The organism is Rhodoflexus caldus, from assembly GCF_021206925.1.
Classification (GTDB): Bacteria; Bacteroidota; Bacteroidia; order Cytophagales; family Thermoflexibacteraceae; genus Rhodoflexus; species Rhodoflexus caldus.
Genome location: NZ_JAJPRF010000011.1, coordinates 16,926 through 37,743, shown reverse-complemented (window position 1 = coordinate 37,743; position 20,818 = coordinate 16,926). Strand labels below are relative to the sequence as shown.

At 46.6% G+C, this 20,818-nt stretch carries 17 protein-coding genes; 8 read left to right on the top strand and 9 right to left on the bottom strand.

The window, feature by feature from the left end:
* The first annotated feature begins 28 nt into the window (after positions 1-28).
* Together NDK19_RS12255 and NDK19_RS12250 are read left to right on the top strand one after the other, a co-directional pair.
* A complete protein-coding gene (locus tag NDK19_RS12255) occupies positions 29-1,474 on the top strand; it encodes a hypothetical protein (RefSeq protein WP_250632184.1) in 1,446 nt (481 codons plus the stop codon).
* Entirely contained in the window at positions 1,471-2,241 is a 771-nt protein-coding gene (locus NDK19_RS12250) for an MBL fold metallo-hydrolase (RefSeq protein WP_250632183.1), read from the top strand. Before NDK19_RS12255 ends, NDK19_RS12250 begins: the two co-directional genes overlap by 4 nt.
* A 29-nt stretch (positions 2,242-2,270) precedes the next feature.
* Here NDK19_RS12250 and NDK19_RS12245 read toward each other — a convergent pair whose 3' ends face one another.
* The 4 genes from NDK19_RS12245 to NDK19_RS12230 all read right to left on the bottom strand — a co-directional run bounded on the left by NDK19_RS12245 (position 2,271) and on the right by NDK19_RS12230 (position 5,195).
* Positions 2,271-2,831 carry a hypothetical protein gene (locus NDK19_RS12245; RefSeq protein WP_250632182.1) on the bottom strand — a complete coding sequence of 187 codons (561 nt, stop codon included), beginning with the start codon at positions 2,829-2,831 and terminating at the stop codon, positions 2,271-2,273.
* The gene (locus tag NDK19_RS12240) at positions 2,815-3,612 is read right to left on the bottom strand and encodes a hypothetical protein (protein WP_250632181.1); all 798 of its coding nucleotides are present in this window, start codon (positions 3,610-3,612) and stop codon (positions 2,815-2,817) included. The genes NDK19_RS12245 and NDK19_RS12240 overlap by 17 nt, the downstream gene beginning before the upstream one ends.
* Positions 3,612-4,220: a hypothetical protein gene (locus NDK19_RS12235; RefSeq protein ID WP_250632180.1), complete on the bottom strand. Its 609-nt coding sequence runs from the start codon at positions 4,218-4,220 to the stop codon at positions 3,612-3,614. Before NDK19_RS12235 ends, NDK19_RS12240 begins: the two co-directional genes overlap by 1 nt.
* 126 nt (positions 4,221-4,346) lie before the next feature.
* Positions 4,347-5,195 carry an ABC transporter ATP-binding protein gene (locus tag NDK19_RS12230; protein ID WP_250632179.1) on the bottom strand — a complete coding sequence of 283 codons (849 nt, stop codon included), beginning with the start codon at positions 5,193-5,195 and terminating at the stop codon, positions 4,347-4,349.
* Positions 5,196-5,774: 579 nt separating this feature from the next.
* On the opposite strand from NDK19_RS12230, the gene NDK19_RS12225 reads away from it, so the two are divergent.
* Positions 5,775-6,245: a nucleoside deaminase gene (locus tag NDK19_RS12225; RefSeq protein WP_250632178.1), complete on the top strand. Its 471-nt coding sequence runs from the start codon at positions 5,775-5,777 to the stop codon at positions 6,243-6,245.
* A 319-nt stretch (positions 6,246-6,564) separates the two neighbouring features.
* Here NDK19_RS12225 and NDK19_RS12220 read toward each other — a convergent pair whose 3' ends face one another.
* The gene (locus NDK19_RS12220; protein ID WP_250632177.1) at positions 6,565-8,457 is read right to left on the bottom strand and encodes a CocE/NonD family hydrolase; all 1,893 of its coding nucleotides are present in this window, start codon (positions 8,455-8,457) and stop codon (positions 6,565-6,567) included.
* A gap of 196 nt (positions 8,458-8,653) precedes the next feature.
* On the opposite strand from NDK19_RS12220, the gene NDK19_RS12215 reads away from it, so the two are divergent.
* On the top strand, positions 8,654-9,061 hold the full coding sequence (locus tag NDK19_RS12215; protein WP_250632176.1) for a DUF4332 domain-containing protein: 408 nt from the start codon (positions 8,654-8,656) through the stop codon (positions 9,059-9,061).
* Between the two features lie 161 nt (positions 9,062-9,222).
* Here NDK19_RS12215 and asnB read toward each other — a convergent pair whose 3' ends face one another.
* Entirely contained in the window at positions 9,223-11,136 is a 1,914-nt protein-coding gene (gene asnB / locus NDK19_RS12210) for an asparagine synthase (glutamine-hydrolyzing) (protein ID WP_250632175.1), read from the bottom strand.
* 169 nt (positions 11,137-11,305) lie between these two features.
* Between asnB and NDK19_RS12205 the strand changes: the two genes are divergently transcribed.
* Positions 11,306-12,514 carry an MFS transporter gene (locus NDK19_RS12205; protein ID WP_250632174.1) on the top strand — a complete coding sequence of 403 codons (1,209 nt, stop codon included), beginning with the start codon at positions 11,306-11,308 and terminating at the stop codon, positions 12,512-12,514.
* A gap of 211 nt (positions 12,515-12,725) precedes the next feature.
* Here NDK19_RS12205 and NDK19_RS12200 read toward each other — a convergent pair whose 3' ends face one another.
* Complete coding sequence (locus tag NDK19_RS12200) at positions 12,726-13,394, bottom strand: DUF2461 domain-containing protein (RefSeq protein ID WP_250632173.1); 669 nt, start codon at positions 13,392-13,394, stop codon at positions 12,726-12,728.
* A 105-nt stretch (positions 13,395-13,499) separates the two neighbouring features.
* On the opposite strand from NDK19_RS12200, the gene tsaE reads away from it, so the two are divergent.
* The 3 genes from tsaE to NDK19_RS12185 all read left to right on the top strand — a co-directional run bounded on the left by tsaE (position 13,500) and on the right by NDK19_RS12185 (position 16,893).
* Positions 13,500-13,958 carry a tRNA (adenosine(37)-N6)-threonylcarbamoyltransferase complex ATPase subunit type 1 TsaE gene (tsaE, locus tag NDK19_RS12195; protein WP_250632172.1) on the top strand — a complete coding sequence of 153 codons (459 nt, stop codon included), beginning with the start codon at positions 13,500-13,502 and terminating at the stop codon, positions 13,956-13,958.
* The gene (locus NDK19_RS12190) at positions 13,951-15,189 is read left to right on the top strand and encodes an alanine dehydrogenase (protein ID WP_250632171.1); all 1,239 of its coding nucleotides are present in this window, start codon (positions 13,951-13,953) and stop codon (positions 15,187-15,189) included. The genes tsaE and NDK19_RS12190 overlap by 8 nt, the downstream gene beginning before the upstream one ends.
* 261 nt (positions 15,190-15,450) lie before the next feature.
* On the top strand, positions 15,451-16,893 hold the full coding sequence (locus NDK19_RS12185) for a hypothetical protein (RefSeq protein ID WP_250632170.1): 1,443 nt from the start codon (positions 15,451-15,453) through the stop codon (positions 16,891-16,893).
* A gap of 230 nt (positions 16,894-17,123) precedes the next feature.
* Here NDK19_RS12185 and NDK19_RS12180 read toward each other — a convergent pair whose 3' ends face one another.
* Together NDK19_RS12180 and NDK19_RS12175 are read right to left on the bottom strand one after the other, a co-directional pair.
* The gene (locus tag NDK19_RS12180; protein ID WP_262910322.1) at positions 17,124-18,545 is read right to left on the bottom strand and encodes a PorP/SprF family type IX secretion system membrane protein; all 1,422 of its coding nucleotides are present in this window, start codon (positions 18,543-18,545) and stop codon (positions 17,124-17,126) included.
* A 216-nt stretch (positions 18,546-18,761) separates the two neighbouring features.
* Entirely contained in the window at positions 18,762-20,702 is a 1,941-nt protein-coding gene (locus NDK19_RS12175; protein ID WP_250632168.1) for a SpoIIE family protein phosphatase, read from the bottom strand.
* Positions 20,703-20,818: the final 116 nt, after the last annotated feature.

Sequence of the window (20,818 nt, the reverse complement as noted above, 5' to 3'; positions counted from 1 at the left end):
CAAGGGGTGCAATTTATCCGGCGAATTCATGAAAAAACAGCGTGAAACTATCATCACAAAGCAATTATTGCCGCTTGCCTTGATACTTGTTTTTGCTGCTGGCTTGTTGCCATTTTTTATCGTATCGCTGTTCAATCATCCCGCCCCCTGGGACGATTACTCGGTAGCGCTGCTGATAAAAGAACATGGCTATTGGGGATTTTACAGCTATTTTTTGCAGCACTGGAACGGTCGCTACGTTTCTACTTTGTTACAAGGGCTGAATCCGCTGGCTTTTGACAACTTTGATGCCTTCCGCTTTGTACCGATGGTTTTTATGGGGGGCTTTATTGCCGCCTGTTGTTATTTTATGCATCGCTTATGGTTGAAGCAACTGACTTTCAGGTGGTTAATAGCGATTAGTTTGGGCTATTGTGCCATTTTTTTTGCCTATGTGCGCTCGGCGGTTGAGTTGTGGTACTGGTATTCCTCGGCGGTGGTTTATGCCACGGCGTTTATTGCCGTTTGGGTGCTGCTGGGGGTTGCCGCGCCGCTGTTGCGGGGCGAAATCCTCACACAAAAAGAAACTATCATCGCCGCCATTCTTGCGCTGTTACTACCCGGCATCAGTGAGGCAGTCGCCATTAGTGTGCTTGCTTTTTTTGGCATCATGGGGCTGACTGCATGGTTTTTAACCGATATTCAGGCACAGCGGCAACAAAGAACCTTACAATGGCTAACTATTGCCGCCTGTTTGGGAATGGGCTTGCTGCTCTACGGGCTGCTGGGCGGTACACAGGCAAGGATAAATATTCACTCCGAATCTTTCCAATGGCAGCGTGTAGTAACAGGTTTACTGATGCAATTGCCCATCTTTGCTTCATGGGCAGCAAATAGCACCCTCTGGATTTTTACACTGTTGTGCGTACCGCTTTTGTCCCGCCTGATGTACCGTTTACCTGCCACACATTTCCTCCGCTTGCCACCTCTACCGATGGCAGCACTCATAGTTGCTGTTATTTTCGCAGCAGTGTTCCCCTACTATTGGGTAACGGGTTTTATATACATTTTTGTCCGCATTGAAAACATCGCTTTTTTTTGGTTTCTGTTTTTTTGGTTTGCCAATGTTGCCTGCTGGGTGGGTTATCTTCAACAGAAATGGCAACTACGATGGGGCAAAATTCCTGCGTATGCGGTGGTAGTATTACTGGCAACAAGTATGGTAAAACTCTACTCTCCGAACACAAAAATTGGTGTGGCATGGCTGACTTTGCTCAACGGCGATGCGGTGCGCTACGACAAAGACCACCAAGAGCGATACAAGCGCATTGCAGCACACAAAAAAGCACATCCGCAGGACACTTTGCTGCTTCCGCCGATTGATACTCACATGGAATTGCTTATGTTTGAAGAATTAACTGAAAATCCGGAGCATAAAGTTTCTAACAAAGATTTTGCAAAATATTTCGGCATAAGCGCCGTAAAGGTACAATGACAGAACTGACGTTTTTAGGAACAGGTACTTCACAAGGCGTTCCCGTTATTGCCTGCGCTTGTGAGGTATGTTGTTCGCTTGACTTCCGCGATAAGCGCCTGCGCACATCGGTGCATGTAAAATTCAACGGCTACAGTCTGGTCATAGACACAGGGCCTGATTTTCGCCAGCAGATGCTGCGCGAAAATATTACGCATGTAGATGCCATTCTGTTCACTCATGCGCACAAAGACCACACGGCAGGCATGGACGACATCCGTTCATTCAACTTTAAAGACAATCGCGATATGCCCGTGTATGCTACCGATAGAGTTATACAACAATTGAAACAGGAATTTGCCTACGTTTTCTCACCGATTAAATACCCGGGTACGCCCAACGTTGCCCTGCGGGAGATTACAAAAAATCCGTTTGTGATGGACGACGGGCAAACGACCATTGTACCTGTTGAGGTAATGCACTACAAACTGCCTGTGCTGGGCTTTCGCTTCGGTAATCTGACCTATATCACCGATGCCAACTACATTGCCCCCGAAGAAATGGCGAAAATAGAAGGCTCTGAAATACTGATTATCAATGCCTTGCGCAAGGAAACACATATTTCGCACTTCAATCTGGAAGAGGCGTTGGCAGTAGTGGAGCGCATTCAGCCACGCATGGCCTATCTGACCCACATCAGCCACCACCTCGGGCTGCACGCCGAAGTGAGCAAAGAACTTCCGCCCAATGTACGACTGGCCTACGACGGGTTGAAGGTTAGGACGTAGACTGCTCAGGAATACTTTTTAGACTGCGATTACAACCGCGTCATCAGACGAATTGTCAAACTCACTGCCAGGCTAAAAAACAGCATGGGTATCAGATTCACCACATTGATACCTATCAATGTAACTAACTCATAGCGATTAACAATTTCTGTTCGCAAAGATTGTAAGCTCTGTTCATTGTGCAAGGGCGGATGCTCACCAACAACATTTTTCCTGATTTTAATCCCTTTTTCTACCGATTGTCTGGCAATTTCGGCCGCTATTCTGTTTTTGTAATCGGTATCAATTACATGATGTAGCAACAATAGATTGGATGCAATAATGAAAAATGCGACTATGTAGGCAGAAAAACTGATAACAAAAGTACGTAAAAAACGAGTACGAACTAAGGGGGATATCAGAGCCATTAGCAAAACCCCTACCAGCACATAGGGAATCAATATCAGTCCAAAGTACAGCGGAAGATCATAGGCATCGTACATACTAAAACCATAAATCAGCAGGTCTGCAACCGCTACACAACTGCCTGCCATGAAACCAATTCGGATTCCCTCACTTATCAAAAAGCGTTTTCTAAGACTGAGTATCATATGCAGGAAAATAACGTAAGCCTAACCAACCCAAAGACAATAGCAAAACAGCCAGTATGGCATTTTGGTAAAATATATCAAGCAGGTCGTTCAGGTCGTAGACATAGTTTTCACCCGTGCTGGTCAATGTATCCAAAGATATGCCCACTGCTTTGAGCGTATTAGATAAAAAGAACCAGTCAAAAGACCCTAAGCCATTCAATATCAGCAGGGCAAGTGCGATAATTGCATTACCCGCCAAACTGCCGTAGTGCAAGCTGATTTGGTAGAATAACAGATATAGCGGCAGAGGTAAAACAAGGATACACAAAAAGGCACGCCAAAAGAATACAACTCTTTCCGAAGACAGCAGCCACAGATCGTAGCGGGTATCCCATTGAAACAACAGATGCTCTACCCACCAGTAATTCATACTGCAAAGCAATAGCCATACAAGTGCCAGGCAACCATACAATACCCAAAAACGCCCTAACAGCGCTCTCTCAGCAGTATAAGGAAGTAGGTAATAGCGAATCAGACTGCGATTGCGGTGTTCAGCCTGCTGCCAAACAATAAAAATAGTAAGCGAAAAGAATAAGAAAATATAAAACCATGCTATCCAGAGCAAGGTATCTACAAAAGCAAGTGAATCTGTCTTAGGACTAAAACTTATTGCAGAACGATTCAGGTAACTGAAAAGCCATGTGGCAAAAAAAGTCAGCACAATTTGCATGGCAATCAGGGAGACAATCAACCTGTTTTTGAAGAGTTTAATCAGTTCTGCGTGTATGAAGTTGGTCATTAATTTCGGACTTTGTAAACAGTAATGAAGAAAAACAGCCCTGCGAGTGTGAGATCTATCACTGGGGATAAACTGTAAGAATGGGCAAGGTTCAGATCCATTTGCAGCAACTGCCCCAACGGATAAACAGCCAGCCAGCTACCAATCAAATAAAAAGCAGCAATAATCAGCAAACCTGTTATCATATTTGTTCTGAACAGGGACAAAACGGCAAAAAACAGCAGGGCAATCATTCCACTGTAATAAAGTTGCTGAATGCCAAATCGGAGCATTAACCGATAGCTTTCTATTAGCGGATAATCAACCGGAAACGCTTTGTGTATCAGCCATCCGTAAGCCATGCCGGCTGCCGCCAGCCACAACACACTCATGCTCATGACTATGCTGAATTTGGCAAGTACCAGCAAGACAGCATTGCGCAGGGAGCGGAAAAAAATCTGTGCAGGCAGTACTTTGTGTTCTACTTCCCAAATCAAAAGGGTAAATATCGTCGGGAGCAGGTAGCTGACGATTCCTAATTTGGGCGACAGATTTTTCAGATAGTAAGTAACAAAGACCGCATCCTTATTAAACGAGACATACCTTGCAAATTTTTCATGGATTCTCAAATGAAAGTCTATCAGTATAACGCAAGCACAAACTGCTAACAGCAAAACAGCAATTACAAAGTTTTTTGTTCTAAAAAATTTTAGGCATTCTATGTAGATAAAATTCTTCAAATGCGCCGCTATCATCTATCCCACATGGTTAAAAGTGAATAAATCTTCTATGGAGGCATCGCGTATGGTTATATCGGTAAGCAGGCTGCCGAGTTGTCCTTCGTCTGTGAGTGTTGGCGGCAACAGAATTTCTGTCAGATGGTCGTCTGATTTTGCTTTTAACTGATGTGAGGCAAGCAAATCTTTCAATCCGTCTTTCAAATGCTCAGCAACAGTGCCTTTGATTACTTTGTATTGCCCGTAGGTACTGCGGGGTTCATTAAAAACGACAACACCTTTCTTAAGCAGTACTAATTGAGTAGCAATTTTGTTGATTTCTTCCAGCAAATGTGTGGCAATCAGGAAGGTAACTTTCTCTTCGCGGCTTAGCTTTGCGATATGCTCCCGCAGTTCAATTACCGCTTCAGGATCAAGCGCATTGGTGGGTTCGTCTAATATGAGCAGTTGAGGACGGCAAATCAACGCAGCAGCAATAGATAGTTTTTTCTTCATCCCTGCGGAAAAATACTTTACTTTCGTATGTGCATCTTGTGCTAATCCTGCTTTTGCCAATTGCTCGCTGACAGCAGCTAATGGTTTTCCATGGTACAGGCGGGTGATATTTAAATTATCGTAGGCACTCAGATGGTCATATAGCGCCGGATAGTCAGGCACGTACCCGATAGAACGTCCACTGTCTGTATGAAAAACAATCCGACCTGTATAGTTTTTTTCTATACCCAAGAGACATTTGAGCAGTGTGGTTTTGCCTGCACCGTTTCGTCCGGCTAATAGCACAACATCGCCTTGTGTAATAGATAAGTCAATATTTTTTAGAATGACAGTTTTACCTTTGCTAAGGGATAATTTTTCAATAGCTATCATTTTAGCTCTAATTGTAAATTATTTTCAAAATAAACGCACGTAAATTGTAGAGAACACTATATATTAAGGATGTTCTCTACAACATCAACATAACAGATTAACAGAAATTAAAGTCCCATCCGTAAGAACACTTCCAAAGTTGAAAGCAAACGGAGTATGACATATTGTCAAAATTAATCTGAAACGTGTGTGAACCTTTGTATTCACAAGATACAACGATTTCAGGTAATACAGTGCCGTCTCCCGGGTTTGTTTGTCTTGCATAAGACTGATTAGACCATGTTGCCATCATTAGCGAAGCTGCTGATAAAAAGGCAAAAATTGTTTTTCTCATATTGTTGATAAATTTTCTTGAGCTCAAAAAAAAAAAAATGACTTAAATAACCTAAAAATAGATATGTTAAAAAATGCTAACAAAAGTTAAATACTTGATTTTAAGGATTTTATACTATTTTGAGCTACATAAAGCTACAGGTTTCTATGAGTATAATCCTTAGATGAGATAAAATTAGGGTATATTATTCCAGACAGTCATTAATTTTGATAACTAACAGCTATAAATTCACCAATTCACTCTCCATGGATATAGAAAAATTCATGCGCCGCGCCATTGAATTGGCAAGCGAAAACGTAGCCAAAGGGCTTGGCGGTCCTTTTGGGGCGGTAGTGGTTCGCAACGGGGAAATCATCGGCGAATCGGGCAACCGCGTAACGCAACTCAACGACCCGACCGCCCATGCCGAAGTGTCTGCCATTCGTCTGGCCTGTGAGCGCATCGGCAGTTTCAGTTTGGAAGACTGCGTACTGTTCACCAGTTGCGAACCCTGCCCCATGTGCCTTGGCGCGATTTACTGGGCGCGGATTCCCACCGTTTACTACGCCAACGACCGCCACGACGCACACCGCATCGGTTTCAGCGACCAGTTCATTTATGAAGAATTGGAAAAACCCATGGAACAACGCAGTATCCGCATGTTGCAACTGCTGCCCGATGAAGCCCGCATTTCGTTTGACTTGTGGGAAAAGTCTACACAGAAAATCCCTTATTAACGCGAATTATTTGCTATTCAATTGAAAATCAGTGCGTTTTGCGTGAAAAAAATCAAAACGACACCACTTGCACAAAAATATGATTCCGCAAATTGTATTTTTCCGATGCGGGTAAATTTGTAGGAACAGGGCATGCCTTGTCCCCATACAGATATCACATAAAACAGGATTAAACTTTTCCAAGATTCTGGCGCAAAATTCGCGTTTATTAAGCAAATCTAAACGCATAACATAAACACACGGATTCGGCTCGGAATCTGCATAAAACCGCGTATTCGCCTGAAATCCGTGTGCAAAAAAACTCGCCGTAATTACTTGTCTACTTAATCACTTGCACCTCAATAGCCGAAGCAGCGCTTTGTTGGTGATAGACGCGATGAGTGGCCTTGATGAAGTCTTCGGGATTTGCCTTGTAGATATTCTCCACAAACTTCTGCGGGTTGCGGTCAAACAGCGGGAAGGCCGTGCTCTGAATCTGAATCATGATGCGATGCCCTTTTTTGAAGGTATGCAGCACGTCCTGCAAGCGGAAATTCACTTCCGTTATCTGATTGGGCTGCATGGGTTCAGGCTTTTCAAAGCTGTTGCGGAAACGCGCCCGCATAATTTCGCTGCGCACCATTTGCTGATAGCCGCCCAGAATCATTTTGCGGTCGGGCATGTAGGGGTGGTCGGGTTCGTTGCCCGGATATACATCAATCAGTTTGACAAAGAAATCGGCATCCGAACCTGTGGTGCTTACTTTCAACTTCGCCATAATTTCGCCGCCGAGTGTGATGTCTTCGGTCAGCTCATCGGTTTGAAATACCAGCACGTCGGGGCGACGTCCGGCAAAGCGCTGGTCTTCGCTCATGTAGTCAAAAGGCGTAAATCCGCCCATGCTGCGCAGATTTTCCGTATGCGGTACGGGCTTGGCAGGGTCGCTCACATACTCGGTAAAGCTGTTAGCAGCCTGAGGCATTTGGCTGTTCAGCTTACCGTTTTCATGCAGGTAAAATGTCAGGTTCTGCGCATTTTTGGCCGGCCATGCATCAAACTGCATCCATTTTTTGCTGCCCGTATCAAACATATAGGCTTCGGGTAGCCCTGTTTTACCATCGCCTGATTCTTTGAGGAAATGACGGAAGAACTTTGCCTCAATTTCCTGTTGATAAAATTGTGCGATATTGTCGCCAAAATATACATTGCTGTGCAGCGTAGGCCCTTTGGCATCTCTTGACCAGCGGCCGTGCCCAAAAGGCGACATCACTAACGTATTGTAAGCGCCCGGGCTGCCTTTTTCATTGGCTTTGTACACATTGAGCGGGCCGTAGAGGTCTTCGGCATCAAACCAACCGCCAACGGTCATCATGGCAGGCTTAACGCCTTTGAGGTGCTGAATGATGCCGCGCTTTTGCCAAAACTCGTCATAATTCGGGTGCTCAACCGTTTCTTTCCAGAAAAAATTGTCTTTGTAGAGTTCGTTGGCGTTTTTGAGAGGCCCTAAGTCCAGCAGGTATTGGTACACATCGCGGGAGGGTGTTTTGATACCGTCTTCGCGGAACCAGCTTTCGGGCGTATTCTTGGTTTTCTGCACGCCAAAAACAGGATATGTAAAGAAATAACCCAGCGTAAATGCGCCATTGTGGTGAAAATCGTCAAAGAAGAAGTCGCCGACGGGTGCTTGCGGTGAAACTGCTTTCAGTGCAGGGTGATTGCTGAGTGCGCCTGCAACCGTATAAAAGCCCGGGTAAGAAATCCCCCACTGACCGATACGCCCGTTGTTGTGTTTGATGTTTTTCAGCAACCACTCAATCGTATCAAAAGTATCGGAGGCCTCGTCTACATCGTTTTTGCCTTTTTTGTTAGGAATGTGCGGGGTCATATTTGTCCATTGCCCTTCGGACATGTAGCGTCCGCGCACGTCTTGATAAACAAAGATGTACTTGTCGCGCATCAGGGTTGGCGAAGGGCCAAGGCGCGTCGGGTATTGGTCTAAGCCGTAAGGTGCAACGCTGTAACAGGTGCGCTGCATCAGCATCGGGTATTTGTTCTGCTCGGAAGCGTCTTTTGGCACATACACATGGGTAAACAGTTTTGTGCCGTCGCGCATGGGAATGTAGTACTCGTATTTCTGATAGTTTTCGCGAATGAACAGCGAATCTGCATTTTGTGCCCATGCTGTTGCCGCAAACACCCACAGGAACAGCCACAAAAGGGTAGTTTTTTTCATTTTCACAAAAGAACAAAGAAGATAAAAGTCAGCCGGTGCGTTACTTACAGGTTGATTGCTCAGCGGTGTCGCAAAGTATAAAAAAATATTCGGATGCCATACAAGGCGGGTTTGAATCAACCCACGGAATTTGCTTTGTATATCGGAAAGCTATTATCTTGGAATTGCATTTATTCACACTAAACCTTTCACACCAATGGCTTACAAAATTGATGAAATTGAAGGCATAGGCCCTGTATTTGCAGAAAAACTCGGCAATGCAGGTATCAAAACCGTAGAGCAACTGCTGGAAGCCTGCGCCACCAAAAAAGGCAGAGAAAAAGTAGCTGCCGACACCGGTATTGATGAGGGAAAAATCCTGACTTGGACAAATATGGCAGACTTATTCCGTATCAAAGGGGTAAGTTCGCAATACGCCGAACTGCTGCACGCCGCCGGTATTGACAGCGTGAAAGAGTTGAAGCATCGCAAACCTGAAAACCTGCACGCTAAAATGCTTGAAGTAAACGAAGAGAAAAAATTAGTTCGCCAAGTGCCTGCCTTGTCAATGGTGGAAAGTTTTGTTAAGCAAGCGGCAGAGTTGCCTCCCGTAATTACGCACTAAACCTGCCGAAAGAGGATAAAGGAAAGATGCGAATGATTGGCGACCACTTTTTGGCACAAATCATTCAATGCCAATTGTTTAAACCCGACCGGTCTTGAACACCTGTCGGGTTTTTGGTTCAACTGCCGGCTGTTCTAAAAAACGCGATTTGAATTGCTTATCTATTCCTCCTCTGTCTCTGCGGCAAGGTTCATTCCTAAGCGCTGCCACCAACTTTGAAATACCATGATTGCCCAAACATGGTTTTGCTCAACGGAATTGCTCTCAAACAGCGATTTTTTCAGGTTGCGGATGTAGTCGGGTTTGAAAACGCCCTGTTCTCGGATGAAATCGTCTGACAACAACTTGTTTTCCAACAAGTTGCGCCACTCGGTGCGGAAAGCCGTCAGCAGCGGCACTTCAAAGCCTTTCTTAGGGCGGTTGTAGAGCGCGGCAGGCAAAAACGAGCGGAAAGCATCTTGCACAATGCGTTTGTTGAGCCGTGCGTTGATTTTGTACTCGGCAGGCAGACTAAGCGCAAACTCTACTACCCGATGGTCTAAAAACGGCACGCGGACTTCCAATGCGTGCGCCATGCTCATGCTGTCGGCTTTGTGCAGCATGTCGTTGGGCAGCACCAAGCGCGTATCGGCAAGCAGGATTTCGTTCAGGTCGCTGCCCGTGACGGTTTGCGTCAAGGCTGCCTTTCGGCGCATGACTTCCGATATAACTTCTTCGCTGTCAATCGTTTGTAGCATGCCTAAAACCGTTTTTTCGGGCATGAAAGCGGTTAAGAACCAATAACGCTCCTGCGGGTTCATGCGGGCAGCTTCGGCTAAGCGCTGCATCCGACGGAAGCGGTTTGCCCAAGTGCTGTTTCGCGATTGGGGCAGGTGTTGCAGCAGCGGCGATAAAAGTTTTGCCAGTTGCGGCTGCCAAGCGTTGTTGCGAATCATCCACTCGGCGCGGTATTTCTGATAACCTGCAAACAGTTCATCCGCCCCGTCGCCCGAAAGGGCAACCGTTACCTGTTTGCGGGTCTTTTGGCTCAAAATGTAGTAGGGAATTGCCGATGAATCGGCGAAAGGTTCGCCCATGAGCGGCAAAATATTTTCAACGGCGGCAAATAAATCGTCGTTGCGCAGCTTAAACGTATGGTGATGCGTGCCGAAGTGCCTTGCGACCATTTCGGCGTAATGCGTTTCATCAAAAAAAGGCTCGTCGGCATAGCCGATGGAAAAGGTTTGCAAATCGGCTTTGAGTTGTTTTGCCAAGCCCGTAACAACCGATGAATCGATGCCGCCGCTTAGGAAAGTGCCCAGCGGCACATCTGCCACCATGCGTTCGGCAACGGACTGTTTCATGAGGCGGAAAAGTTCCTTACAGGCAGCCTCGTAAGAGCCCGTGAAAGTGCCTTGCCGTTCGGGCAGCGCGTACCACTGCTTTGTTTCGCGGTTGCGTCCTTTCAGGCGCATGTAGCAGCCGGGCGGCAGTTTATACACGTTTTGCAGGGCGGTATAAGGCGCGGGGATGTAGTGCAGTTGAAAATATTGCGCAATGGAAGCGCGGTCTAACCTTCGGGGAATGCGGAAAGCCAGCAACCCGTTGATTTCCGAAGCAAACAAAAACTTGTCTTCGTCTTCATACCAAACCAGCGGCTTAATGCCCATGCGGTCGCGGGCAAGCAAGAGGCTTTCCTCTGCGGCATCGTATAGAGCAAAGGCGAAAAAACCGTGCAGGTGTTGCAGCCCCTCGGTGCCGTGTGCAATGAGCCATTGCAAGAGCACTTCCGTATCGGATTGAGTACGGAACTTAGCGCTGCGCCCTTCTAAGGCTGCCCGCAGCGCGCGAAAGTTGTAAATTTCGCCGTTGAAAACGATGGTATAGCGCCCCGTTGGGTCGGTCATAGGTTGGTTGGCATCACTGCTAAGGTCTATCACCGCCAACCGCCTGTGCCCCAGCCCGCATCGGTTATGGTCAAAAAGCAAGCCCGCATCGGGGCCGCGATGTGCCAGTGCATTGTTGGCAGCCAACAGGTTAATCATGCTGAAGCGCCCCACTTCGTTGTAGGCGTAAATTCCCGTAATTCCACACATGAGCGCAAGGTACAAATTTTACGGAGCTTGCAACATTTGCGGCTTTATCCGATTTGTTACTTCGGTTACAAGGCTTTTGGCGATTAACAGCCATCTTTGCGGTTTCAATCGGTATGCTTTATCGTTTGGTAATCAATATTTTACGCATTGTAAAAGTCGTCATGTTTTTATGCAAACCACGCCCTCTGTTCGTCTCGGCCTGAAAGAAAACCGCACACAGTTTGCCCTGCTGGTACTTGTAAATGCTTTTGTGGGAGGCATGGTAGGCATGGAGCGCACCATTTTTCCGCAGTTTGCCGCCTCGCAGTTTCATGTGGCATCGCAAACGGCTATGCTGTCATTTATTACTGCCTTTGGCATCAGCAAGGCTGTTACTAACTACTTCACGGGGCGTTTGGCCAACCGATTCGGGCGGCGCAACCTGCTGCTGGCAGGATGGGTGCTGGCACTGCCTGTGCCTTTTTTGCTGATGTCGGCGCAAATGTGGGTTTGGGTAGTTGTTGCCAATGTGTTGCTCGGCATGAGTCAGGGCTTGGCATGGAGCAGCACCGTTGTAATGAAAATAGACCTCGTAGGCGAAAAAGACCGCGGGCTGGCCATGGGGCTGAACGAATTTGCAGGCTATCTCGCCGTAGGAATTGTGGCCTATCTGACCGGTTATGTGGCTGATAATTACGGCATTACACCTTATCCGTTCTACATCGGCATCGGCATTTCGGTAACGGGGCTGCTTTTTACACTGCTGTGGGTGAAAGACACCCGCGCCTTTGTCCGCCATGAGGCCACACAAAGTACCGCCGCCAATCTTTCACATGTTTTCTGGGAAACGACTTGGCGCAATCGCAACCTGAGCGCAATTACACAGGCGGGATTGGTCAATAACCTTAACGACGGTATGATATGGGGGCTGCTGCCTGCATTGTTGTTGCAATGGCATTACCCCGACCAATCCATTGGCGTTGTTACGGCAGTCTATCCGACCGTATGGGGGCTTGGGCAGCTTTTTACGGGCAAAATGTCGGATGTGTACTCCAAAAAGGCTATGCTGTTTTGGGGAATGCTTTTGCAGGGGCTGGCCATTCTTTTCTTGCCTTACAGTCAGCCGTTCTATTGGCTGATAGCACTTGCCTCTTTTCTGGGAGCGGGAACGGCATTGGTGTATCCTACTTTTTTGGCCGCTATTGCGCAGGCAACCCATCCGCAGCAACGCGCCGAGAGCATCGGCACTTTCCGCCTCTGGCGCGACTTGGGCTATGCGTTTGGCGCAGTTATTTCAGGCATCACAGCAGATTTTTTTGGCATCGAGGCAGCTATTTTGCTCATCGGGGCGGTTACGGTGCTGTCTGCGCTGGTGGTTCAATTTCGGATGCAGGAGTAGCTACGAGCGGTGGATATACGGGTACACCGCAAATTGTGCGATAAGCAGGTAAGCAAATTTAGCGCATAAATCGGCACATGGACGTTAGCAGATTTTACGGAAAAATGCTTCATTCGGCTTCAAATCCGAAATCGGCATTCCGAAATCCGAATCCTGTAAAGGTGCATTCTAATGTGATAAAGTACTTAGCGTGCCTTCAACTACCCATCCATTACTGATGCAATGCTTCCTCTGCCGCGCGGTTTAAAAAATCAACCAGTGGCTGCATGGCAGCAAAAGCTGCAAGTATTTGCACCTCAAAATCATCGGCAAGTACCTGTTGGTCGGTTATTGGCTGCATGGCAACAAAACTCTTCTTCTGCAAATACTCAATTTCGGGATGGTCTTTCGGATAGCCTTTCGGAGCGGTTTTCAAACTGTCGCCCGAAAGTTTGCCAAAGCGATTGACAAAGGCAGGTGCTTCCACAATGGCACGAAACTCGGCAGCGTTGTAGTCAATCTCCTGCCGAATGGCTTGCAGCAAAGGTGCGGGCGGCATCCAGCAACCGCCGGCTATGAAACTTTCGCCCGGCTGAATGTGCAAATAATAACCCGCCAATGGCGATTGCTTACCACCCTTGCAGAAATAAGCGCCCAGATGTATTTTGTAAGGCGTTTTATCGTTTGAAAAGCGGGTATCGCGGTAAATCCGAAACACACAGTCTTTGGCTTTCTGATTGGCAAAAGCGGGCTCAGATTGTGCCAATTGCTGAAGCACCCCGTCAGCAAGCGCAAGAAAATCGGCAGCCGCCTGCTCATAACGCGGTTTGTTTTCCGCAAACCATTCGCGGGTATTATTGGCCTTCAGCGCCGATAGAAATTCCAGAGAGGCTTTTTGCATGGCTGATAGCGTGTCGTCCGTCCAAAAATAACCAAATAACCATTGTTGAAACTCCGTTGTTCACAATAGTGATTATTTTTCTTTCCTTCCTTAACTTTGTTGGAAATGGATTTTGCAGCATCTAAACCTTGTTCACAAACCCTGCAACTGATTTGCCGCAACATAGGCGAATTGGAAAACATTGCTCATCAGATTATCCGATTTGCAGGCAACCATACTATTTGGTTATTTGAGGGCAATCTGGGTGCGGGAAAAACAACACTGATTCAAGCCATTTGCAAGGCATGGGGCGTGCGTGAAAACGTTTCCAGCCCGACTTTTTCATTAATCAATGAATACCTGTCGCCCGAAGCAGGCACCATATTTCATTTTGATTTTTATCGCATCAAAAGCGAAACAGAAGCTATAGATATTGGTGCGGAGGAGTATTTTTATTCAGGAAGCCCCTGTTTGATAGAATGGGGCAGCCGAATTCCTTCGCTGATTCCGCCTAAACATTTGCTTATTAGTATCAGTACTAAAACCGATTTTTCGCGCACAATAGAACTTTGCCGATATGACTGACCATCTGAAATCCGAAATGAAGCGGCTTGCACAGGAGCACCCCCTGTTCCATCCGCAGGAGATGCTTGTAAAAGTGCAGGAAAGTAATAAACGTCTGGTAATTGGCCTGCCCAAAGAAATAGCCTATCAGGAAAACAGAATTGTGCTGCGCCCCGAGTCGGTGCGGGTGCTGGTTGCCAATGGCCACGAAATATACGTAGAATCCGGGGCGGGCTTGCCATCACGCTATACCGACAACGACTACAGCGAAGCAGGCGCACAGATTGTCTACTCGCCCGAAGAAGTATTTAAGGCAGATATTGTGCTGAAAATAGACATGCCCACATTGGCAGAAATTGAGATGATGTCGCCCCGTGCCACGCTGATTTCATCGCTGCCTCTTGCAAAAGTTACGCAGGAATACCTCCAAGCCATCAATCGGAAAAAAATAACGGCGCTTGCCTATGAAATGATAGAGGATGAGGTAGGCGGGCTGCCGTTAGTACGAGCCATGAGCGAAATAGCAGGCAGCACCGTTATGTTGGTTGCAGCAGAGTTGTTAAGCAACACCAGCGGCGGAAAGGGCATCATATTGGGCGGTATCACGGGCGTTCCGCCAACCAAAGTACTGATTTTGGGTGCGGGCACGGTTGCCGAATATGCAGCCCGTGCAGCATTGGGCTTGGGCGCTTCGGTAAAAGTTTTTGACGATAATCTCTACAAACTGCGCCGCCTGAAGCACTCTCTTGGCGACCAGCAAATTTATACCTCCACCATTGAAGCCACCACATTGGCACGTGCCCTGAAAACCACTAACGTGGCCATAGGTGCGCTGCGCCATCAGGACGGGCGGTCAATCTGCGTTGTAACCGAAGAAATGGTCAGCCAGATGCGCCCCGATTCGGTTATCATAGACGTAAGCATAGACAATGGCGGTTGCTTCGAGACCTCGCGACTCACATTTCACGATGCCCCCACCTACCGCCGCTACGGCGTTATTCACTATTGCGTGCCCAATATTGCCTCCCGCGTGGCGCGCACGGCTACCAAAGCTATCAGCAATATTTTTACACCATTGCTTCGCCGCATGGGTGAATTGGGCGGCGTGGAAGAGATGATTTACATAGACCACGGCTTTGCCAAAGGTGTTTACAGTTATTCAGGAGAATTAACCAACGAGTACATTGGTCGCAAGTTCCATATGAAGCACAAAGAGTTGTCGCTGATTATTGCCGCCGCCACTCGCCAGTAAGTTTGATGTATGTTTTTAAAGTAACTTTTACCTTTTTATGTGCCATTTTTCTCGTTTTTTATCAATGGACTTTTGCACAGATGTAATGTAATAAAAATAGAGATTCGGCAGTTTTACAAAATCATATCAGCCAAAACAGGTTTTATTTATTGGTTTTATCCTATTTTGCCAAAAACACTCAAAAAAAGTGCCGATGATTTTGCTTAAAACCATGCGGGAGTGCTTACCTTTGCGGCAAGTACTTTTTAACCTCAGAGTGTAATGGCAAAACTCAAAAATATTATTAAGCAATTATCTAACAGAGACTACGAAATTATTTACAACTCTCTGTTGGAAAGCAATGCAGAAAAGTCGGCAACACTGTTGCGTTCCATGCGCGAAAAGCAGCAGTCCGACAATAAAATCATGGAAGAGCTCGATGTAAATACGAATGCGTATTACACCCTTCGCTCGCGCCTGAACCAGAAAATTGAGGAGTATTTGCTCCAGCAAATGGAAAGCCCCCGCACCGATTTGCTGAAACGCGTAGCCAACATCAATGAAACCATCTTTACAAGGAAACGAGCCATTGCCATTGCCACACTGAAACGCTTGGAGCGCGAACTGTTGGACTATGACCTCTCCAATGAACTTATGGTCGTTTACAAACACCTGAAAAAGCTCCATATCAACTCTCCCGACCACTTCATGTATTCTCAGGCATACAACCGCCACGTAGCCTACATGCTTGCTGTCGATAAAGCGGAAGATATGCTGGCCGATTATTTTAAAAAATTCGGCATTTACACGCTGACAGGAGATGAAATAGACAAAATGCAGTTAGTGCTGCTCAACGAAGAAATGAGCAACTTTGCCAATATGTATGAGTCGCATCGCCTGTTTGTTTATCAGAGCTGCATGAATATTTTCCACCGACTGTTTGTGGAAGAAGACAAACCCACCGACGACCACGAGCCGATTGAGGATATTATTGACAACGTTAATAAAAAGTTTGCTCAATACAACTTAGACCCGATTTACTATCACCTGAAACTGGTTTTCGAATACCTGCGATTAGAATATTACAATCACTACAAGGTATTTAAAAAGGCCGAGCGCTATTTTGAAGATGTGAATGAGTCTGCCAGCCTGTTGTTGGCCAACTATACCCTCTACACTTTCCCTTCGCAGTTCTTAATGACCAAATTGGAGCGCAGCATCCGCTTGGGCATAGAAGGGCAACTGCACGAAGAAAACGAAGCCCTTTTTGACGACTTTGAACTGGATGAAGACAACCTGCCGCAATACATCAACTACATGACTTATCGCGCCATTTCATGCTACTATGCCGATAAGTACGAAGAAGCCGCCCGCTGGCTGAATACGCTGCTCAATTCTGTCAGTTTGAAAAAGTATCAGCACGCAACCATCGAGATAAAATCTCTGCTGGCTTTGCAGTACTGCCTCATGGGCGACTTGGAACTATTCAACCAGTTGGTAAACAGCATCCAACGCCAAATCAGAATGTTAGGCAAAGACGAGTGCGTGCATATCGTGGTTTTCCTAAAAATTCTGCGCGTAGCAACCAGCGATGCCAAAAAAGAGAAGCCCATCAAAATTCGCTCGTTGGCTGCCCGCATACCTTCCGGCGGACGTAAGTTGTTCTCCCCTACCAAATACATTTTGTTTGACGAGAAATTGGTAAACAAACTTTGCCGCATGTAAATCAGCATACCGCGCAAGGTTGCCGCATATACTAAGCAAATAACTTTGCATGGGAGGCCAAGTTATTGGTGGAAAGTTGTATGCCACCGATTTCGGGCAAAAGGGACAGGGGTATGCAGATTTTTGAGTTTTACGGCAAAAGCCGTGTGCTTATGTAACACACCGCATCTGTTCAATTTTTATATAAAAAAGCCGCTGCCAATAATTACAGCGGCTTTTTTGTATAGCGTTTAGTTATCCGTTACTTCCACTTCTACCCGACGATTAAGTTCGCGTCCTTCAAGTTCTTGGTCATTGCTGGCAATTGGGCGTTGGTCGCCGTAGCCTACGGCGCGTATTCTTTCAGCAGCCACTCCCCGTTTCTCCAAATAGGCTTTCACGGCATTGGCACGCGCCTGCGAAAGTTGCAGATTGGCTTTTGCATCGCCTGTGTTGTCCGTATGACCGCTGACTTCTATTTTAATGCTCACATATTGCAGCAACACATCCGCCAGATTATCCAACTCTTTGAAAGACACCGGCTGAATAATATCCGACCCTTTTTTAAACTTCAAACCGCGCAAAATAAACTTCTGATGCTTTTGCCAGCCTTCGGGAATTGCCTTGTCGGCTTTGATTTCCTGTTCGGTCGGTTCGGGGTTTTCTGCCACTGCCAGCGATGGCTCCATGCTTTCTTCCGTATTTTCCGGGCGTTTTGCTACTTCAAACACGCGCGTATTGGCAGGTGCTATCCGATTCCATGCACTTGTGCGATGGATATCATTAGAACCAAAGCGATAGCCCACAATCAGCTCATGAGAGCCGTTGGTAGCTGCCCCTGCCAATTGGTTGGAAAATTCGTAGGCATAACCAAACGAAAAACCGGCTATGTTCAGGCCGGCACTCAGTGCATTGCCGTAGTTGGTGCGATGCAACACACCGACCCACAACTGATTGTTCCACTCTGCTTTCAAGTTAAGGTCAAATTGTCCGGCATTTTTCAGATAATTGTCGCCGATGCGATATAAAACCAACGGTGTAATGGCAAATTTGCCTTCTCCCACAAAAATTCGGTAAGAAACCGTTGCTACCGAATGGTTGGCATAGCGGATAACATCGCTGCCTATGCCTTGCCTGAAACTGCGGTTAAACAATTGAGGGAAAGCAAAACCGACATTCAGGTTGCGCCAAGCAAAGTTGAAACCGAAAGCACCGTCGAGCACGGCTGTGTTGGTAATGCGATAAAGTGCAGGGTCTATGGCATCATTCCCCTCGAGGTTATCCCAGCGGACGTTGTTGAGCATTGCCCCCAGCGACATGCCGAATGTCAGCCTGCTGAAACGACTGAAATCTACCCCGTAGGCATAGCTCATCTGTGCGCCGGTGCGGCTTAAAACGCCCGCATTGTCGCGGTAGAGCCTGCCGCCAATGCCCATGTTTTTGTTAATGGCATTCTGATAGGTAAACATCATGTTCTCAGGTGCGCCCTGAATACCCGACCATTGGTTGCGGTACAAAACGTGCAGTACATTGCCATCGGTACCGGCAAAAGACGGATTGTAGAAATACCGATTTTGCTGGTAGAGTGAAAACAGCGCGGTTTCCTGTGCGTAGGCCTGCCAAGACAACAGCAGAGCCAGCATACACCCGAAGAGAAGTTTTAGATTTTGCATTTTATAAATATTTTTTTGCACTTATCTGTCCTGCGAAATTAACGCAATAAGCAAAACAATATTGCACCTAAACAATATTTTATTATACAAATTCAAGTTTTTCTTGAAAAAACGGTTTTCCGACAAACAGCAGACTACCGATTGCACATAAAACAAGTCATGCCACGATAAGTAATTCCGCAGCATGACAAGCAATCAATAACAAACACCGTGATATCAAGCAGTAGCCGTTGGCGCGCCCCCTACCCTAAAACCTAACAACATCATATCGTCCAATTGCTTATGAACAGTGCCATACCCTTCCATCCACTTTTTCATGGTTTGAACGATGGCCTCCTGTTGTTCTTCTATGCGTTTATCGCAAATGGCAGCCAACTTATTGCGGAGGTTGCGAAGCATGAATTTCTTGCCTTCCGGCCCGCCAAACTGGTCTTGCAAACCATCGGAGAACATGTAAATCATCGTCGGCTGGCTGATGTCAATTTCATGCAGCGTATAGTCCCGTTGCTCTGTTACCACGCCGCCAATCGGTAATTTATCGCCTTTAATTTCGCAAAGCGATTCATTTTGGATGTAAATGACCGGATTTTTAGCACTGGCAAGCGTTACTTTCTGTTTTGCCGGATGCACCACACAAATGGCTATATCCATGCCGTCGTTGTTGCGAGTTTCATTTTGCCGGAGCGATTTGATGATGCCTTTGTGCAATTCGTTGAGTATTTGCTCCGGCGAATGGATATTTCGGATATAGACAATTTCATCGAGCAGTTTGTTGCCAATCATGCTCATAAAACCGCCCGGCACACCATGACCCGTACAATCGGCAGCTGCCACAATCAGTTGCGTAGCAGCACCTTCGCCAACCTTACCAAACCAGTAGAAGTCTCCGCTGACTACGTCCCGCGGCTTATAGAAGGCAAAAAACTCAGGGATGGATTGTTGAATGTGCTCAATGGATGGCAGCATGAACGACTGAATGCGGCTGGCATAGTTCAGCCCCGCAATGATTTGCTGATTCTTGGCGTGTATTTTATCGCGCTGGGCTTCTATCTGCGCATTCTGCTGCATAATATTTTGATTCTGCGTCAGAATTTCCTCCTTCTGCATTTCAATCTCAATATTTTTTTGTGCCAGCTCGTTGCGTTGAATGGTTAGCTCGGCATTCAGTTTCTTTTGCGAGCGGTAGTTCTGAAAAATCAGGAATCCGATAATGGCTGCTGCCCCCAAGGCTGCCAGCGAGAGGTAAATAATGCGTTGCTGCTTTTTCTTTTCCTCTTGCAGCAACAGGTTGCGGTTTTCTTCCTCGAGCGCTTTTACGGCGGCCTGTTGCAGGCGTATCTCGTGCAGCATGAGCGTTTCAGTGGTTACTTTCAGGTGCGCAGCCATCTGTGCAAGGCTGTCCATTGTAGTTTTGAGGCTGTCCGACGAACGACGCAGGCTATCTCCCAACTTCACGTTCAGGCGTGCCAACTGAAATTGCCGCTGCTTATTGCTGTTCAGTTGCTGATTTTTGTTTTGTATTTCGGCTTCCTTGCGTTTGAGTTCTTCTTCTTTGGAAAGAAGCTCGTTTTTCTTGCTGTCCAGCGCATTTTTGGCAGAATCGAGCTTAGAATCGCGCTTACGTATTTCCTGTTCGCGTAGGGCTGCTATTTCTGCAAGAACAGGCGTAAACTCACCCTGTAAGGTTTTGTATATCTTTACAGCTCTTTTGGCACGGCGTGGGAGGTCTTCTTCTTTGCCTGTGATGAGTTGAAAAGCCGGTATTATCTTTTTGGTTATAAAGTCATACAAAACCGACTTATTCAATTTTCCTTCCTGATAAGCCTTGTAGTATATCTTATAGGCATCCGTGAAATACTCGGCCGCATCGTCGTGTTTCTGTTGCTGAAAAGCATGTATAGTGCCCAAAACCTCGAGCGCTTTGGCCTGCCCCTGCACATAGCCGATTTGCCGGGCAAGTTTTTCCGCTTTACGTGCATAGTCCAATGCTTTTTCCACCTCGGTAGATGCCACATTCTCAGCCAGTTCGTTCATTGCATCTACTTGGCGTGCATCTTTTCTGTCCTGACTGACAATTTGCATCAGTTGTTCTATGCGATTGTCAGCAACGGCAGCCCATGTAAAAGTTATTAGCCAAATTATTAAACAATATCGCATCAAAGTAATCATACTGTTTCTCGCGTATGCTTCGGGTAAAAGCAGTAAGTTAAAAGGAGTTGTTGGAACATGGGGTACATTTCTATAAACGAAGAAGCAGGCAAAAGTTGTATACA

Excerpts from the sequence above, each read along its gene's own strand:
- NDK19_RS12255 (WP_250632184.1), top strand. The coding sequence starts at position 29 with ATGAAAAAACAGCGTGAAACTATCATCACAAAGCAATTATTGCCGCTT.
- NDK19_RS12250 (WP_250632183.1), top strand. The coding sequence starts at position 1,471 with ATGACAGAACTGACGTTTTTAGGAACAGGTACTTCACAAGGCGTTCCC.
- NDK19_RS12245 (WP_250632182.1), bottom strand. The coding sequence starts at position 2,831 with ATGATACTCAGTCTTAGAAAACGCTTTTTGATAAGTGAGGGAATCCGA.
- NDK19_RS12240 (WP_250632181.1), bottom strand. The coding sequence starts at position 3,612 with ATGACCAACTTCATACACGCAGAACTGATTAAACTCTTCAAAAACAGG.
- NDK19_RS12230 (WP_250632179.1), bottom strand. The coding sequence starts at position 5,195 with ATGATAGCTATTGAAAAATTATCCCTTAGCAAAGGTAAAACTGTCATT.
- NDK19_RS12225 (WP_250632178.1), top strand. The coding sequence starts at position 5,775 with ATGGATATAGAAAAATTCATGCGCCGCGCCATTGAATTGGCAAGCGAA.
- NDK19_RS12220 (WP_250632177.1), bottom strand. The coding sequence starts at position 8,457 with ATGAAAAAAACTACCCTTTTGTGGCTGTTCCTGTGGGTGTTTGCGGCA.
- NDK19_RS12215 (WP_250632176.1), top strand. The coding sequence starts at position 8,654 with ATGGCTTACAAAATTGATGAAATTGAAGGCATAGGCCCTGTATTTGCA.
- asnB (WP_250632175.1), bottom strand. The coding sequence starts at position 11,136 with ATGTGTGGAATTACGGGAATTTACGCCTACAACGAAGTGGGGCGCTTC.
- NDK19_RS12205 (WP_250632174.1), top strand. The coding sequence starts at position 11,306 with ATGCAAACCACGCCCTCTGTTCGTCTCGGCCTGAAAGAAAACCGCACA.
- NDK19_RS12200 (WP_250632173.1), bottom strand. The coding sequence starts at position 13,394 with ATGCAAAAAGCCTCTCTGGAATTTCTATCGGCGCTGAAGGCCAATAAT.
- tsaE (WP_250632172.1), top strand. The coding sequence starts at position 13,500 with ATGGATTTTGCAGCATCTAAACCTTGTTCACAAACCCTGCAACTGATT.
- NDK19_RS12190 (WP_250632171.1), top strand. The coding sequence starts at position 13,951 with ATGACTGACCATCTGAAATCCGAAATGAAGCGGCTTGCACAGGAGCAC.
- NDK19_RS12185 (WP_250632170.1), top strand. The coding sequence starts at position 15,451 with ATGGCAAAACTCAAAAATATTATTAAGCAATTATCTAACAGAGACTAC.
- NDK19_RS12180 (WP_262910322.1), bottom strand. The coding sequence starts at position 18,545 with ATGCAAAATCTAAAACTTCTCTTCGGGTGTATGCTGGCTCTGCTGTTG.
- NDK19_RS12175 (WP_250632168.1), bottom strand. The coding sequence starts at position 20,702 with ATGCGATATTGTTTAATAATTTGGCTAATAACTTTTACATGGGCTGCC.